Origin of the sequence: Moraxella sp. RCAD0137, from assembly GCF_002894025.1 — a bacterium.
Classification (GTDB): Bacteria; Pseudomonadota; Gammaproteobacteria; order Pseudomonadales; family Moraxellaceae; genus Moraxella; species Moraxella porci.
Genome location: NZ_LTCC01000001.1, coordinates 258818 through 275347, shown reverse-complemented (window position 1 = coordinate 275347; position 16530 = coordinate 258818). Strand labels below are relative to the sequence as shown.

13 protein-coding genes and 1 pseudogene are annotated in these 16530 nt (G+C 46.9%); 11 read left to right on the top strand and 3 right to left on the bottom strand.

Translation table 11 applies throughout. The features are described from left to right. Positions 1-208 precede the first annotated feature (208 nt). From aceE to AZ602_RS01165, 4 genes are all read left to right on the top strand, one after another. The gene (gene aceE / locus AZ602_RS01180) at positions 209-3034 is read left to right on the top strand and encodes a pyruvate dehydrogenase (acetyl-transferring), homodimeric type (RefSeq protein ID WP_103033324.1); all 2826 of its coding nucleotides are present in this window, start codon (positions 209-211) and stop codon (positions 3032-3034) included. Positions 3035-3046: 12 nt separating this feature from the next. Then, positions 3047-5005 (top strand): 2-oxo acid dehydrogenase subunit E2, encoded by a 1959-nt coding sequence (locus AZ602_RS01175; protein ID WP_103033323.1) that lies wholly within the window; start codon positions 3047-3049, stop codon positions 5003-5005. Positions 5006-5144: 139 nt separating this feature from the next. Then, positions 5145-5711: a hypothetical protein gene (locus AZ602_RS01170; protein ID WP_146025208.1), complete on the top strand. Its 567-nt coding sequence runs from the start codon at positions 5145-5147 to the stop codon at positions 5709-5711. 22 nt (positions 5712-5733) lie between these two features. Beyond that, positions 5734-6471, top strand: coding sequence for a D-alanyl-D-alanine carboxypeptidase family protein (locus AZ602_RS01165; RefSeq protein ID WP_103033321.1), 738 nt, complete (start codon positions 5734-5736; stop codon positions 6469-6471). Between the two features lie 29 nt (positions 6472-6500). Here AZ602_RS01165 and AZ602_RS01160 read toward each other — a convergent pair whose 3' ends face one another. Continuing rightward, entirely contained in the window at positions 6501-7361 is an 861-nt protein-coding gene (locus AZ602_RS01160) for a M15 family metallopeptidase (RefSeq protein ID WP_158245103.1), read from the bottom strand. 15 nt (positions 7362-7376) lie between these two features. Next, complete coding sequence (locus AZ602_RS01155; RefSeq protein ID WP_103033319.1) at positions 7377-7886, bottom strand: SH3 domain-containing protein; 510 nt, start codon at positions 7884-7886, stop codon at positions 7377-7379. A gap of 272 nt (positions 7887-8158) precedes the next feature. Here AZ602_RS01155 and AZ602_RS01150 point away from each other — a divergent pair, with 272 nt between their 5' ends. Genes AZ602_RS01150 through AZ602_RS01140 form a run of 3 tightly spaced genes read left to right on the top strand, consistent with a single transcriptional unit; the run spans position 8159 to position 10664 of the window. Further along, complete coding sequence (locus AZ602_RS01150) at positions 8159-8911, top strand: ABC transporter permease (protein ID WP_103033318.1); 753 nt, start codon at positions 8159-8161, stop codon at positions 8909-8911. Positions 8912-8962: 51 nt separating this feature from the next. Next, positions 8963-9904: an ABC transporter substrate-binding protein gene (locus AZ602_RS01145; protein WP_369803850.1), complete on the top strand. Its 942-nt coding sequence runs from the start codon at positions 8963-8965 to the stop codon at positions 9902-9904. Positions 9905-9917: 13 nt separating this feature from the next. Next, on the top strand, positions 9918-10664 hold the full coding sequence (locus tag AZ602_RS01140) for an ABC transporter ATP-binding protein (protein ID WP_103033316.1): 747 nt from the start codon (positions 9918-9920) through the stop codon (positions 10662-10664). A 54-nt stretch (positions 10665-10718) separates the two neighbouring features. On the opposite strand, the pseudogene AZ602_RS10370 reads toward AZ602_RS01140, so the two are convergent. Continuing rightward, positions 10719-11033: pseudogene (locus AZ602_RS10370) on the bottom strand (septal ring lytic transglycosylase RlpA family protein); the annotation flags it as partial. Positions 11034-11811: 778 nt separating this feature from the next. Here AZ602_RS10370 and AZ602_RS01130 point away from each other — a divergent pair. The 4 genes from AZ602_RS01130 (at position 11812) to AZ602_RS01115 (ending at position 16523) form a co-directional block, all read left to right on the top strand. Then, positions 11812-12567 (top strand): D-Ala-D-Ala carboxypeptidase family metallohydrolase, encoded by a 756-nt coding sequence (locus AZ602_RS01130; protein ID WP_227525131.1) that lies wholly within the window; start codon positions 11812-11814, stop codon positions 12565-12567. A 15-nt stretch (positions 12568-12582) separates the two neighbouring features. Continuing rightward, positions 12583-13386 (top strand): hypothetical protein, encoded by an 804-nt coding sequence (locus tag AZ602_RS01125; RefSeq protein ID WP_146025207.1) that lies wholly within the window; start codon positions 12583-12585, stop codon positions 13384-13386. 88 nt (positions 13387-13474) lie between these two features. After that, on the top strand, positions 13475-14557 hold the full coding sequence (gene serC, locus AZ602_RS01120; protein ID WP_103033313.1) for a 3-phosphoserine/phosphohydroxythreonine transaminase: 1083 nt from the start codon (positions 13475-13477) through the stop codon (positions 14555-14557). A gap of 19 nt (positions 14558-14576) precedes the next feature. Further along, on the top strand, positions 14577-16523 hold the full coding sequence (locus AZ602_RS01115; protein ID WP_103033312.1) for an extracellular solute-binding protein: 1947 nt from the start codon (positions 14577-14579) through the stop codon (positions 16521-16523). The last annotated feature ends 7 nt before the right edge of the window (positions 16524-16530 follow it).

Sequence of the window (16530 nt, the reverse complement as noted above, 5' to 3'; positions counted from 1 at the left end):
AATTTTGGATTAACTCCAACATTTTTTTAATAAATGAAAGCGCCATCGATATTTATTTTATTGAATAAACATTTTGACAAAATCCTTTTATAATAAACAAGAACATTTGTATATTGAATTTGTTCCATTGGTTGCATGAGTGGATCGTCGCTCATGTGTCAGCTGCCGCCATGATCTGATGGCGGATTCATTTTAACAGGTTATCGTAATGACTACATATTATAACGACCCCGATCATATTGAGACTCAAGAGTGGCTGGACGCTTTTGAATCGGTCATTAAAAATGCCGACAAAGATCGTGCACAATTCCTACTAAAATCATTGTATAACATGGCCGTCCAAGAGGGGTTGCCTTTTAACCGTCTGGATACCGCGTACATCAATACCATTCCTGTTGAAGATGAGCCGAATTATCCTGGCGATTTGCACATGGAGCGCAAACTGCGTGCCTTGATTCGTTATAATGCTTTAGCTATGGTGATGCGTGCCAACCAAAATAACGATGATTTGGGCGGACATTTGGCGACTTTTGCATCATCAGCGACATTGTACGAAACAGGCTTTAACCACTTCTGGCGCGCACCAAGCGAAGCGCACGGCGGTGACATGATCTACTATCAAGGTCATGGCGCGCCAGGTATGTACGCTCGCTCGTTCTTAGAAGGTCGCCTATCTGAAGAACAGCTGGAGAATTTCCGCCGTGAAGTGGATGGCAAAGGCCTATCTAGCTACCCACACCCATATTTGATGCCAGATTATTGGCAGTTCCCAACCGTATCAATGGGTCTAGGTCCATTGATGTCGATTTATCAAGCGCGTAACCAAAAATACCTAACTAACCGCGGTCTGATCAAAGATGAAGATCGTAAAGTATGGGCATTCTTGGGTGATGGTGAGACGGATGAGCCAGAAAGCTTGGGTGCCATCTCAATGGCAGGCCGTGAAAAGCTTGACAACCTAATCTGGGTCATCAACTGTAACCTACAGCGTCTAGACGGCCCTGTGCGTGGTAACGGCAAAATCATCCAAGAACTAGAGTCAGTTTTCCGTGGCGCTGGCTGGAAAGTGATTAAAGTCATTTGGGGTGATCATTGGGATCCGCTACTTGCCAAAGATGATTCAGGCGCCCTTAAAAAGCGCATGGAAGAAGTCGTCGATGGTGAATATCAGCTGTACACCGCTCGTGATGGCGCTTTTGTCCGTAAAGAGTTCTTTGGAAAATATCCAGAGCTGGCTGAAATGGTCAAGGACTGGACAGATGAAGAGCTGATGCACCTAAACCGCGGCGGCCATGATCCGAAGAAGGTGTATGCAGCGTATGCCGAGGCGATGAAAGCCAAAGGTCAGCCGACGGTGATTTTGGTTAAGACTGTCAAAGGCTATGGTCTATCAAGCCAAATCCAAGCGGTGAACAAGGCGCACCAATTGAAGAAATTGGACGAAAGTGGTCTAAAATATTTCCGTGATCGTTTTGATTTGCCATTCACCGATGAGCAATTAAAAGAGTTGCCATTCTATCGCCCAAGCGAAGACAGCGCCGAGTACAAATATTTGATGGGTCGCCGTGAATCACTGGGTGGTCATTTGCCATCACGTCGTAGTGGTCATATTGCACTTGAGATTCCTGAGCTATCGATCTTTGATCAAGTGCTACAAGGCTCAAAGGGTAAAGAACAATCAACGACGATGGTCTTTGTTCGCCTATTGTCAGCACTGCTAAAAGACAAAGGTCTTAACAAGCATGTCGTGCCGATCGTACCTGATGAAGCGCGTACCTTTGGTCTAGAAGGTATGTTCCGTCAGCTTGGTATTTATTCATCTGTCGGTCAAAACTATGTCGCTGAAGATGCTGAAGCATTGATGGGCTATCGTGAAGCCAAAGATGGCCATATGCTTGAAGAGGGTATCAATGAAGCGGGTGCAATGAGTGCGTGGATTGCCCTGGCGACCAGCTACTCAGTAAACGCATTGCCGATGATCCCAATGTACATCTACTACTCAATGTTCGGCTTCCAGCGTATCGGTGACTTGGCATGGGCGGCAGGTGACTGCCAAGCACAAGGCTTCCTATTTGGTGCAACCGCTGGCCGTACCACACTAAACGGTGAAGGTCTGCAGCACCAAGATGGTCATAGCCATATCCTATTTGGCACAGTGCCAAACTGCGTGACTTATGATCCTTGCTATGGCTATGAGTTGGCAGTCGTGATGCATGATGGCCTACGCCGTATGTATGGCGAAGGTGAGCGTGTGTACTACTACATCACCTTGATGAACGAAAACTACGAGCATGCAGCGATGCCTGAAGGTGTCGAAGAAGGCATCAAACGCGGTATGTATCTACTTGAGGACAATGGCTCAACACAAGTACAGCTACTAGGTTCTGGTGTTATCTTGCATGAAGTCCAAAAAGCTGCTCGTATCCTAAAAGATGAGTTCGGTATCACGGCCAATGTCTGGAGCGTCACTAGCTTTAACGAGCTGACTCGTGATGGTATGGCGTGTGATGACTACAACCGCCTACACCCAACTGCTGAACAAAAAACCCCATGGGTCACTCAGCAAATGGCACCACACAAAGGTATCGTTGTGGCAGCGACCGACTATATGCGTAACTACTCAGAGCAAATTCGTGGCTGGCTACCAGATAGCCGTCCATATGTGACGCTAGGTACTGATGGCTTTGGCCGTTCAGACAGCCGTGCTAAACTGCGCAGCTTCTTCAATGTTAATGCAGAACATATCGTGGTTGCTACCCTGAAAAAATTGGCCGATGAAGGCGAAATCGATGTACGCCTAGTCCAAGATGCGATCAATAGCTTTGAGATTGATGCTGACCAAGCACCTGCATGGCAGCCACAGCCACAGTATGATTTCTTCCCAGATGCGCCAGCACCGAAGACAACTCGTGAGCCAAACCCAGTGCCAGAGCTGATCGATGAACCAGACGAAGCCATCGATCAAGAAGGTCGCAGCGAAGATAAAGCCGATGCTGCACTCTTAAATGACAGCAACATTCAAGAGCCCAAATAATAGGAGAACATGATGGAAATCAAAGCCCCCGATTTGGGTGTAGAAAGTGCCGAAGTGGCCGAAGTAATGGTAAAAGTTGGCGATCAAGTCAGCGAAAATGACAATTTGGTCTTGGTCGAATCAGACAAGGCCTCAGTCGAAGTGCCTGCACCCGTTGCAGGCACCATCACCGCTGTTCATGTCAATGTTGGTGATAGTATCAGCGAAGGTTCTGTGTTATTCACCGTCGAAGCAGGCGAAGCGGCACCAGCACCACAAGCCAAAGAAGAAGCGCCTGAAGCGGCCGCAGCAGCAGAACAAGCAGTCCCTGCGCAAACCAAAGCACCAGTTGCATCTGCACCAGCATCAAGCCAAACGCACAACCTGCCTGATCTTGGCGTAGAAAGTGCCGAAGTCGCTGACATCATGGTCAAAGTTGGTGATACTGTGACCAAAGATCAACCACTTATTTTGGTTGAATCTGATAAAGCATCAGTTGAAGTACCGGCGCCAGTTGATGGTGTGGTTGAAGCCATCCTTGTCAATCAAGGTGATGCGGTATCAAATGGTCAAGCCTTTATCACCATCAAAGGCGGTGCGTCTGAATCTGCGTCAGCACCTGTGGCAACTGCTGCACCTGCACAAGTAGAGCAGCCTGCACAAACCGCAGCACCAGCTGCATCTGCACCAGCATCAAGCCAAACGCACAACCTACCTGATCTTGGTGTAGAAAGTGCCGAAGTCGCTGATGTGATGGTAAAAGTTGGTGATACCGTGACCAAAGATCAGCCACTTATTTTGGTTGAATCCGATAAAGCTTCTGTCGAAGTACCTGCACCAGTTGATGGTGTGATTGAAGCTATCCTTGTTAATCAAGGTGATGCGGTATCAAATGGTCAAGCCTTTATCACCATCAAAGGTGGTGCGTCTGCACCAGTCTCTGCACCAGCTGCTCAGACTGCATCTGCACCGGCAGCACCACAGGCCACTCCAGCAAAAGCAGAAGCGCCTAAATCAGCTACAGCAAGCACTAAGCTGCCTGAAGCAGTCGTCAACGAAAAAGCACGCAATGCCCATGCAGGCCCTGCAGTGCGTAAGCTGGCTCGTGAGATGGGTGTGGATATCAGCCTTGTAACAGGTACAGCTGCACATGGTCGTATCCTAAAAGAAGACCTATTTGGCTATGTCAAGAGCGTAATGAGTGCTGCTACCAAGCCTGCAGCAGCAACAAGCGCACCAGCTGCAGCAGCACGAGCTGGCTTGCCACCACTACCAGATATGTCAAACAAAGAAATCTGGGGTGAGATTGAGACTGTTGAGCTGACTCGACTTCAAAAAGTCTCTATCCCACAGCTGAACTTGAATACGCTTATCCCTCAAGTTACTCAGTTTGATCTAGCGGACATCACCGATACTGAGAATTTGCGTAATGAGCTTAAAGGCGAGTTCAAAGCACAGGGTGTGAGCCTAACCATCTTGGCATTTATCGTCAAGGCGGTAGCGTACGCACTGACTCAGCATCCGAAGTTTAATAGCCATGTCTCTGATGACAACACCCAAATGATTATACGCAAGTCGGTCAATATGGGTATTGCTGTTGCTACCGATGATGGTTTGATTGTTCCAGTCATCAAAGATGCACAAGCCAAAGGCATCCGTCAGTTAGCTGTAGAAATCGGCGAGCTTGCCAAGAAAGCCCGTGATAAGAAGCTGACCGCCAAAGAGCTACAAGGCGCAAGCTTTACCATCTCTAGCCAAGGCAATATGGGTGGTACATACTTTACGCCACTGGTCAATTTCCCACAAGTGGCAATCTTGGGTATCTCAGAATCCACCTTCCAACCACGCTGGAATGGCAAAGAGTTTGAGCCACGCTTGATGCTACCACTGTCATTGTCTTATGACCATCGTGCCATCAACGGTGCTGATGCTGCGGTATTTACACGCTATATCGCTAAGCTATTGGCAGATCCACGCCGTATCTTGATGTAATCGATGAATCCATAAAAAAGGTGGCTACGGCTGCCTTTTTTGTTATACTACTTAAATACCTAAAGCTTGAGTTTATGATGACAACATTACCACCAGCAAAGCATTTGACCCTGATAAAATTATCATTGAGAATATTGTTATGCTAAAGAAATTCATTGCCTTATTGGGATGTGCTTGGATGCTTGGCGCATCTGCCAATGCGCGCGCGTCTGAAACACTGGTGGGTACTTGGCAATGCACTGGTCAGTATGCGATGATTGGGACAAGCAGTACTTTTGAGGTGGTGGATTTCATCACCTATGAGTTTGATGGTGATTATGTCAGCATCAGTCGATTAAGATGGCAAGATTTGGATGTGCCGAGCTTTGTTTATTTGGTGAAATTACAAGGCAAATGGCAAATGAGCAAAGATCTGCTCACACAGCGCCATCATTTTGATGAGCTTCAAGTGTGGGGTCTGAATTATCTCACAGACAGCCCATTAAACGAGGCTCAGCTTGAGACGCTCAAAGACTCGATACGCCGTGCATTTGGTATCAGTGAGCAATTCCCCAGAGTCATCGTCTGGCAAACCGCTGATCAATTCATCATCAATCTGCACGAATCAGAAAACCAATACTTTAAGCAAAATCCACCGATTAATCAAAAAGTTGGTGATGTAGTTTGTGAGCGACTGTATCATTTTCAAAGCCATAACAATAGTTAAAATTCTAAATCATCTTAAATTTATGAAACACTTCTATTTATTCATCACATCGGCACTGCTTTGGCCTGTGACAAGTCTGGCAACACAGACAGACCATCTAAGCAATCGACTGACCCAAGATCACAACCCATCGATTGAACCTTTGTTGATACGGCTATTGTCAGAAAATAACACAGCTACCTCCAAGCAATCCACGCTGATGTCTGATCAGGCGGATGTTTTGCACCCCGAAGCCGATTGTACACCAAACCCAGACGCTCAGCGCGTCGGTATTTATCATTTTGCTTTTGATGAGGTCAAATGGGCGGATCTTGTGGTCGTGAATCGACACCGAGTGCATAAAATAGCCGCACCATCGCTTAGAAAAATGATGGCCGCTGCCAAAGCTGATGGCGCGCCGCTGACGATCGCTTCTGGCTTTCGCTCTGTTAAATATCAACAAGATCTGATCAATCGCAAGATCAAATCCAAACAAAGCCCAGCGCAGATCTATCGACTGTCAGCACCAGCAGGATATTCTGAGCATCATACGGGTTTGGCAGTCGATTTTTCACCATTTGATGACAGCTTTGTGAAGACCAAAGGCTATACTTGGCTGCTTGAAAATGCGCACCATTATGGTTGGTATCAGACTTATACGGAAGCGTACTCAAAAGTCAGCGGCGTGGCTGAAGAGTCTTGGCATTGGAAATATCGCGGTGATGATGTCGCGGCACAGATGCTAAAAAATGATGCTTGCTTGTTGCCAGACCTTGGATGAATCGCAAAATCCAGCATCAAGCAACAATATCACAGAGCGCAGTGATTGATGGTGGTGACATAATCCATAGCAGTACCCAAAGAGCGGACTGCCTGCGCGCCTTTTACAGGCTGATTTAGGGCGATCTGTAGAATCTCAGGATGCTGAATCTGTCCAAAATATCTATCAGCGGTAGGTATGTGAGACCAGTGCCAAGGCTCCTCGCTATAGCCTTTTTCACGGTTTGGGCCATACACCTGACAAAAGCCAAAGGATGGCGCATTGTTAACCAGCCATTGATGCGTGGCAATGCCTTGTGCGCTTTGCCAGTAGTTTAAGGCTACGCTATTGAAATCTACTTCCGTTCCCCAATGATGGCGACTCATGCCAGGAAATGATGACCACTTTAGGATGCTTAATGCCTTTTTTGAGTCATTATCAGAGGCGCTGCCCCATTTATTTTCCCAAATTTGTTTTTGTCGCTTATAAGAGCGATAGGCTGAGACAACCGAAAGTGACACACCGTCTTTTTGCGCGGCTGCAATCATTGCCATCAAAGGATCATAAACATCTTTATGAATCTGCTCATTTTTGCTGGTGTATTTGGGGGGTAGGCTGACCAGCTCTGAATCATTACCCGCACCGTGAACTTGCGACAGTCTGTCGCGTGGCGCAGTGATGTTTGATGATGGCATGGTGTTTATCACCCCTTGCTCGGGCGCTGTTTCGGCGTTGGTCTTAGGAATGTCCACCGTCGAGGTGGTGGCCTCATTCGGGTACACATCTTTGACCGTCTGTTTGCTTGGCTTAGGGAAGATTAAATCCTTGGCGAAGTAAATCGCTGCCAGTAAGCCCAATAATATCAGCAATATACCTAAAATCGGCGGCCGCTTGTTGTTGGAATGTCTCATCATCTTGGTCTAAAATCAATAATCCAAATATCCGCCAAAGCTATAACCAGTCAAGCCCATTGAGTCTTGAACTTTTACCCAGCAGTTATAAATGCCATTGATGGTTTCGCATTGATTGGTCTCAGCCAAGATGCGAATTGGCTCACCGGTGTACAGATAACCAACTTTACGGCCGTTTTTAGAGGGGCTTTGACGCACCATTACATTGCTGCCATGACGGGTAATGACAGTGGCGTAGGCATTGACAGGCGTCTCAGTAAATCTTGAACGCGCATTTTGTGTCGCAGCAGGTTGGGCGACAGTTTTGTTTTGGGCGATGGTTTGCTGTTCAGGTGTACCAAATTGTTCAGCTGCTGATGGCTGAATCGGCTGAACTGGTTGTAGCTCGACAGCACCAGTTTGTGCTTGGGTCTGTTCCTGATTGATCTCATCAGCCAACACCGCGCGAGCCATGCTTTTGATGATATCCCCATCACAACCAGTCAACACCAAACTCAGTCCAATTACAGGTACAAGATGTTTCATAAACCTTACTCCAAAAAGACATTGGGTTAATTATTGTTTTAATTTTACCAAATTATTGCTCAATGAGCAATTTAATTTCCGCAGTTTTGCATATTATTTCTTTAATATCTCTAATGTGGCTGATGGCATTATCATCGAGATTGGTTATTAAATCCATCAGCCGTTATTGCTTTTAAATAATCAGCAGATAAACGCAGTAAATGCAGATTGATTGGTTTTCACACTTGTGGCGATGTGCTAAAATAGATACACACTTTCTTTTGATTTTTTGTATGCGCCATCTTTTGAGCCTGATGCATCAATACAGCTTGGTGATGATCATTTTGATGGTCTGGCAACTGGTGGTGGCCACAGGACTGCTGCCAGATTATTTACTGCCCAGTCCTTGGCAGATCATGCAGGCGCTGTTTGAGGATGCTCGGCTACTTGCGCATCATGCCAAATACACGCTGATCACAGCATTTATCGGCACCGCGATTGGGCTTGTGCTTAGCTTTGTGCTGTCGATCGTGATGGATCTGTCAAGGCCATTTCGCCAAAGTGTCTATCCGCTGATTTTATTAAATCAAACCATTCCCACCATCGCCATCGCACCATTGTTGGTGATTTGGCTGGGTTATGGTATTTTGCCAAAAGTGGTGCTGGTGGTGCTGTCGGTGTTTTTTCCGATGACCATTGCGCTACTGGACGGCTATCGCTCGGTCAGTCGCGAGGCGCTGGATTTGTTTCGTTCGATGAAAGCGACAACATACCAAACTTATCGCCATCTAAAGCTGCCTTATTCAATGGGGTATTTTTTTACTGGATTAAAAGTCTCGCTAAGCTATGCGTTAATATCAGCGGTGATCGCAGAATGGCTTGGTGGCTATCATGGGCTGGGCGTCTATATGACGCGCGTCCGAAAATCTTATGAGCTGGATAATATGTTTGCGGTGATTTTTTTGATCAGCTTTTTGACATTGGCGCTGATTGCTTTTGTCAAATGGCTAGAGCGCCGTGTAATGAACTATCAACACAAGGAGTAGGAAATGAAATTTTTTGGCATAAACCCTTTAAAGGCGGCAATCGTCATTCTGATGGGTGTGGGTATTGCCGCTTGCAGTCAAACCACAACCAAGCAAGCGACACAAGAAGAGCTGATCATTGCGCTTGATTGGGTGCCGAATACCAATCACACAGGCTTGTATGTGGCGCTGGATCAGGGCTATTTTGCCAAGCAAGGTTTTGATGCTAAGATCGTTCAGCCAAGTGAAGATAGTACCTCGACACTGGTGGCCAATCAACGCGCAGACTTCGGTGTGTATTTTCAGCCGAATATGGTCAAACGCCTCAATAAAGGCGAGCCGATCACGGCCGTGGCTGCCATCACTCAGCACAGCAGCGCTGGATTGCTGTCCTTGGCCAGCCTGGGTGCGACTTCACCGACAGATCTGGTAGGCAAGCGCTATTCGACTTGGGAGGATCCTGTCGATGATGCGGTGGTCGCTCAAGTGGTCGGTGCGCCACTAAATAAGATTCCGGGTGAATCGACCGATGCGACCACTGCACTGCGCATGAATCAGTTTGATTATATTATGGCGTATTACAGTTGGGATGGCATCCATGCCAAGATCAAAGGCGTGGATACCAATTTCTTTTATCTAAAAGATGCCGATCCTGTCTTTGATTATTATGCACCGCTACTCATCGCCAACAGTGAGGCACTAAAGACCAATCCTGATAAGTATAAAAGAGCGCTGGCCGCCATCAAAGAAGGCTATCTATACGCTGCCAAAAATCCAGAGCAAAGCGTACAGATCTTAGTCAAGCATGCACCTGAAATCAATCCAGAGCTTGCTGCACAAAGTCAAGCTTATATCTCGCCTAAGTATCTGGATGAGCAGGGCGACTGGGGGCGGTTTGACTATGCGCGTTGGGATCGCTTTTTTGGTTGGGTGAATGATCAAGGCTTGGCCGACAAGCCGCTACCACCGCAGGCAGGCGTAAGTAATGATTATCTGCCCAATTCAGCCAATTAACTAAACAGGTGCCATGATGACCAAGCTGGTCTTGGATGAGATTTGTCATAGCTTTTCGACCGCTCATGGTGATTTGCCACTGTTTGAGCGGCTGTCACTGAGTGTTAAGACTGGCGAAGTGGTGAGCATCGTCGGCGCCTCTGGCGTGGGTAAGACCACGCTGTTTAATATCGCAGCGGGGCTGATCCGCCCAGATGATGGTGCTGTCATCATCGATGGCCATCGTGTGACAGGCGAGCCAGGGCATGTGGGCTATATGCTCCAAAAAGATCTACTACTCCCCTTTAAAACAGTCTATCAAAACATCGCGCTGCCTTTGGTGCTGCGCGGTCTGGATCGCGCGGCCATCGACGAGATTATCGCACCAAAGCTAACTCCATTTGGTCTTGATGGCTTGGCCGATCAATACCCAAGCCAGATCTCAGGCGGCCAACGCCAGCGCGCGGCACTGCTACGCACCTATTTATCAAATAATGCACTGATGCTGCTTGATGAGCCTTTTTCGGCATTGGATTTTGTGACGAAATCTGAGATGTACGAGTGGTTTTTACAATTTTCTCGGACGCATCAATTGACCTGCTTAATCATCACTCATGATATTGATGAGGCGATTTATTTATCTGATCATGTTTATTTGCTAAAAGGCTTTCCTGCACAGTTAAGCCATCACTTTATGGTGCCTAAAGGGGAGGGTTTTTTGCAGTCTCAAGCATATCTTGAGCTTAAGCAGCAGATTTTGATGGCGATTCGTGAGCCGTGATCTACAGGGTATGAAAAAGACCGGATAAAACCGGTCTTTGGGGTATCGGTGATCTTAATCGATGCGCTCAATGGTGACATTGCCAACATTACCCGTCATGCCGATGGCTTGTGCAGCACCGTAGGATAGATCAAGTACACGATTGGTCTTAGGTCGATCATTGATCTTAACCACCACCGATTTGCCATTGTCGCGGTTGGTGACGCGCACATAGCAGTTCATCGGCAGACTGCTGTGCGCTGCCGTTAGGGCATTCATATCAAAGGTTTCACCGCTGGCGGTCTTACGGCCATGAAATTGGCGACCATACCAAGAGGCGATGCCAGTTTGTTTAAATTTATTGACCGTGCTTGAAGCGACCGCCGTCAAGCGATCCAAGACAGGCGTGTTATCATCGGCTTTTTTGGTATTGGCAGATTGAGCGATCAATGGGCTGTTTAATGCCAAAGAGGAAGGCTGGCGCGCTTGCTTGACAAGGCTTGAGGCATTGTTGTGCTGTGCGCTGAGCTGCTGTAGGACATTATCGATATTGGCATTATTGTTGGCAGCATGGCTATTTAGGCCAAAGCTTGCACTCAAAGTAATGCTGACGACGCCAAGTAAAGATTTGCTCACTGTTTTCATGGTTTTACCTTTTTGTTGAAAATTCTGTCAATGAAACTTGAGCCAAACCCAAGTATTTTTTTGCCAAAATAGTAGCCATTTTCAGAATCAAAACATTCAGTATCAATACCACTTCAAAGTTCAATGAAGTATCAATAAAGTTAATAATAAATCGTAAAGTGATGCTAAGCGCACCAAATACCTTATCTTAGCACCATTTTATTAAATTACAAGTATATTTCGATGAAAAAACACAGAAATTTGTATAATTTTTGCACAAATTGACGCTATTTTTATGAAATATCGCCACAACCAACCGCACTTACAGTCTAATGCGCATCAGATGCCCGATCCTATGGCTAAATTAATTTAAGCTGTGTTATCAAGCTTATCTTTATAATATGGGGATTGGTTGCCAAAAATCAAGCGATGGTGTAAGCTATAAGGACGGCTTGATGGCTTTGACTTGATAGCTGTAATAAGCTTTATAATCCTGCGAGATCAAATTATGGCGCGTTATTTTTATATTTCTGGCATATGGGTGATGGCTGTTGTGCTAGGTGCTTGTACCACGCCTGCACCACAAACCCAAACCAAGCCGTCCAAAGCACCGCCATCAAAGACCGCCATTTCTACTGGCACGATGATCCATCAGCTGCCAAATCCTGTGCAGCAAACAGATCATCAGCTATTGACTTTGGCTGTGGGCAGTCAGCAGCATTTTAAGCTGTGGTTCGATGCACAGCAAGATCCGCAGGTCGCCATTTATCAAGCTTATTTGGGCGGGCAGTTATCCAGTGATGCTGTACCGCCGATGCGTCAGCTATTAACCACGGCTCGTTCATGGCAAAGCTGTGGCCACGCCCCTTATCAAGTGCCGCCACAGCATCTGTGGAATAATATGCTGCCGACGCTGCGCTTATATGATGAACTTAAAAAATCCAACATACTGCCGCCACACACCGAGATACGATCCGTATATCGCAATCCTAGCCTGAATGCCTGCGCAGGGGGTGCGCCTGCCAGTAAGCATCTTAATAACAGCGCCATCGATATTTGGGTGCCTGATCTGACTGCTGACAGCCCTGAGCTGTACCAGATCCAAAACAAGCTATGCGATTATTGGCTCAGCCACGGTGAGCGACACGCATTTGGCTTAGGTCTATATGCCACAGGCGCCATTCATCTGGATACCCAAGGGTATCGCAAATGGGGCGCGCAATTCTCCGAGCCGACCTCAAGCTGCCGTTATAGCTTGGCAGTACCATCATCTGCACCTATTGCGATGGCGGACAGCTGAGCCATGGATGACATGATGACTCATGCACAGCACCAAAACAGACGCATCCAAAACCGTCACATCCTAGCACAGCTGGGTGTGATGCTGTGGGCGGATCGCGGCAGCAGCACCATCAGTCTGACCCCAAAAGCCACGCCGCCTAATACACCTGAAGTCTTAGCACATCAGACCGATCCCGTATCTGTGCCAGCTATGGTCAATACTCGCGATGTTAAGCTTGAGCCATCATCAAAGGCCGCCAAAAACCCCAGACAGATCATCGACACACTGCTAAAAGCGACCGCCAAGACCAAAGAAAATTTGACGACTGATACCTCATCGGCTGATATTAAAGCAGAACCCATCGCAGAGCAGTCAAGTGCGATAGATTCACAGAATACAGCCGCTGCCCATGCCATCGAATTTCATCTACAAGCCATCATCTATCAGCAGTGGCTGATTTTGGTGGATAGTGATGCGCTCGACACAGCAGGCCGTGAGCTGTGGATGTCGCTGAATCAAGCCATCAAAAACCAAGCCCAGCGCACAGGCGCAGCGTTTTATACCAAAACACTGGATTATCCTTTATTTACAGAGGATGGCAATGCCGCCTCAGTTTCAACGGCTAATACTTCGTTAAAGGGCTTTATTTTTGGCTGCATGATTACGGCCAATCCGCTGCGTCACATGGCGGTATTGACCGCGTTGCCTGATTATCTGATGCTTGATTCGATACACCAAATCACACTGCACAAACGCTATCAAATCAATGATATGCTGATGCATGCTGACATCAAAAAACAATTCTGGCAGCTTATACATTCCCCATCGGATGCATGATTTGCCATTACAATGGCTTGATTTCGTGATACAATAGTCCAAATTTCTACCGCTTTTAGGCGATTTTTATATCATTAAGGATAATCCCATGACCCGTTTAGCAAATTTCTGTGCTGGTCCTGCCAGTATGCCGACTGCCGTCCTTGAGCGCGCCCAAGCTGAGATGCTTGATTGGCAGGGACTTGGCGCATCAGTGATGGAGATTAGCCATCGCAGCGCTGACTATATCGAGCTTGCCCAAAAAGCCGAAGCCAATTTGCGAAAGCTGATGAACATCAGTGATGAGTATGCGGTGCTGTTTTTGCAAGGCGGTGCAGCATTGCAATTCTCAAGCATTCCGCTAAACCTGCTAAACGGCGGTACAGCTGACTATCTAAACACCGGTGCATGGTCTCAAAAGGCCTATAAAGAAGCCAAACGCTACGAGGCGCTTGGACTTGGCAAAATTAACTTGGTCGCCGAAGGGGATGGTAGTGATGTGCCAGCGTTTGATACTTGGCAGCTGACCGATGGCGCAAGCTATTTTCATTACTGCCCAAATGAGACCATTCACGGCGTACAAATCTTTGATACACCAAAAGTCAATGCGCCGATTGTCGCTGACTTCTCATCATGCATCCTATCAGAGCCAATCAATGTCAATGACTTTGGCATGATTTATGCCGGTGCACAAAAGAACATTGGTCCTGCTGGATTGACTTTGGTCATCATCCGTAAAGATTTGCTAGACAAGGCAAGTCCATGGTGCCCAAATGTGATGAATTATAAAAATCAATTTGAAAATGATTCAATGCTTAACACGCCATCGACTTATGCATGGTATTTGTCGGGTTTGGTGTTTGAATGGCTGCTTGAGCAAGGTGGTGTTGAGGCGATTGCCAAGATAAATCATGCCAAAGCCAAAGCGCTGTACGATGCGATTGATGCCAGTGATTTTTATACCAATAAAGTCAATCCAAAGCACCGCTCAATCATGAATGTACCATTCCAATTGGCTGATAGCAATCTGGATAAGCTATTTTTGGAAGAATCCAAACAAGCAGGTTTATTGAACCTAAAAGGCCATCGTGTCGTCGGCGGTATGCGTGCAAGTATCTACAATGCCATCACGCTTGAGCAGGTTCAGGCTTTGGTAAGCTTTATGGCTGAATTTGAGCGTAAGCACGGCTAATCTGTCATCAACCGTATCGATGAACCAGCTTTTGAATCAGCATTATAAACCACGAGCCAAGCAGGTGTTTGGGTCGTGGTTTTTGTTGTGCGTGATTGGTGCGACGGCTGTAGTGACAGGCTGTACGGACGGCAAGCAAACTACAGATGGGCAGATGGCCATGGTGCAGTCTGACACAAAAGATTCGCTTGATTTATCCGCTGATAAATTATCGCCAACCATTCGCCACAATCATCTAAACAGCGGTGTCATCACAAGCAGTGTCCTGACCGTCAATAATGATGCCAAATACGATCAAGCGACACATTTGCCTTATGCCAATCCTGATGCACCAAAAGGTGGCGTGCTGTCGATGTCTGCCATCGGGATGTTTAATAGCCTAAATAGCTTTATTGATCAGGGTATTCCTGCGACAGGCACTTTTTATCTGTATGACACCTTGATGGCAGGCTCGCTCGATGAAGCTTATGTGCTCTATCCACAGCTTGCCAACGCGGTGACGCATAATCCTGATGATGACAGTTGGATTATTTATCATATTCATCCTAAGGCGAAGTTTTGGGATGGTAGTGCGGTAACGGCAGAGGATGTCAAGGCGACTTTTGAGGCGATATTGACCAAGGGCCTAATGTCATGGCGGGGATTTTTGGGTGGGATTGAAGCCATCGAAGTGCTGGATCGCCATCGAGTGAAGTTTTATTTTAACCAAGTGGCATCGGCGGATTTGGGTGCCAGTGTCGGGCTGATGCCTATTTTTGCCAAAGCGGATATCGATCAGCGATTTGATCAAGTTGGTCTTGTACCGTTGATGGGTAGTGGGGCGTATCAGCTTGAGCTTGCCGAGCCATCACGGCGAATACGCTATGTCCGAGATCCAAATTATTGGGGAGCGGATGTGATGGTCAATCGAGGTCGGTTTAATTTTGATGTGATTGAATATCAGTATTTTGCTGATGAAGCCGTGGCATTTGAAGCCTTTAAAACTGGTCAATACCGCTTTCGTATCGAAAATGACATCAAGCGATGGGCAACTTTTGATCAGACAAATGCACGCACGGGTACCATCCAAAAAGTCTCACTCACCAACCAAAATCCTGTCTTGATGCAGGGGCTGGTGATGAATCTACGCCGTCCTTTATTTGCTGATAAGCGTGTGCGTCAGGCGATGAATTTGGCGTTTGATTTTGAATGGACAAATCAACAACTGCTTTATGGTGAATATCAGCGACTCACCAGCTACTTTTTTGGTTCGCCACTACAGGCGATGGGCAAGCCAAGTGCCAAAGAATTGGCTGTATTACAAGAATTACCGCTCAATTCTGATGAACAATCCGCCATTATGGGCGTACCCATTCAGCCAGTATCGATGGGCGATGGTATCAATCGTGATAATTTACTAAAAGCAAGAGCGCTTTTGCTGGATGCTGGATTTACTTATCAGGATGGCAAGCTACATGATAAAGATGGTCAAGCCGTACGCCTTGAAATCTTGGTACAGGATGATCAATATCAAGCCGTGCTATTGCCCTATATCACACATCTAAAGCGGCTGGGTATCGATGCACAGCTGCGACGAATGGATGGCTCAAGCTATCTGCACGCCAAGCGAGCCTATGAGTTTGATATGATCATAGACAGCTTTATGCAGGGCAATTCACCAGGTGCTGAGCAGGGCTATCTGTGGGGTTCGGCATCAGCAGATGAGGTGGGCAACCAAAACACCATTGGCATCAAAAGTGCTGCGGTTGATGCCGTGATTGTGAAGCTTAGCAAAGCCACATCACGCCAAGAGATCGAGCTGTATGCCAAGGTACTAGATCGGCTACTGCTTGCAGGTGAATATATGATCCCTTGGTATGGCAAAAACAGCACTGATATCCTGTATTATCAAGGCTATCACCACCCAACACGCCCACCAACCAGCAGTATTGGTCTGGATTATTGGTGGTATCAACCCACTGACTAGGTTATAA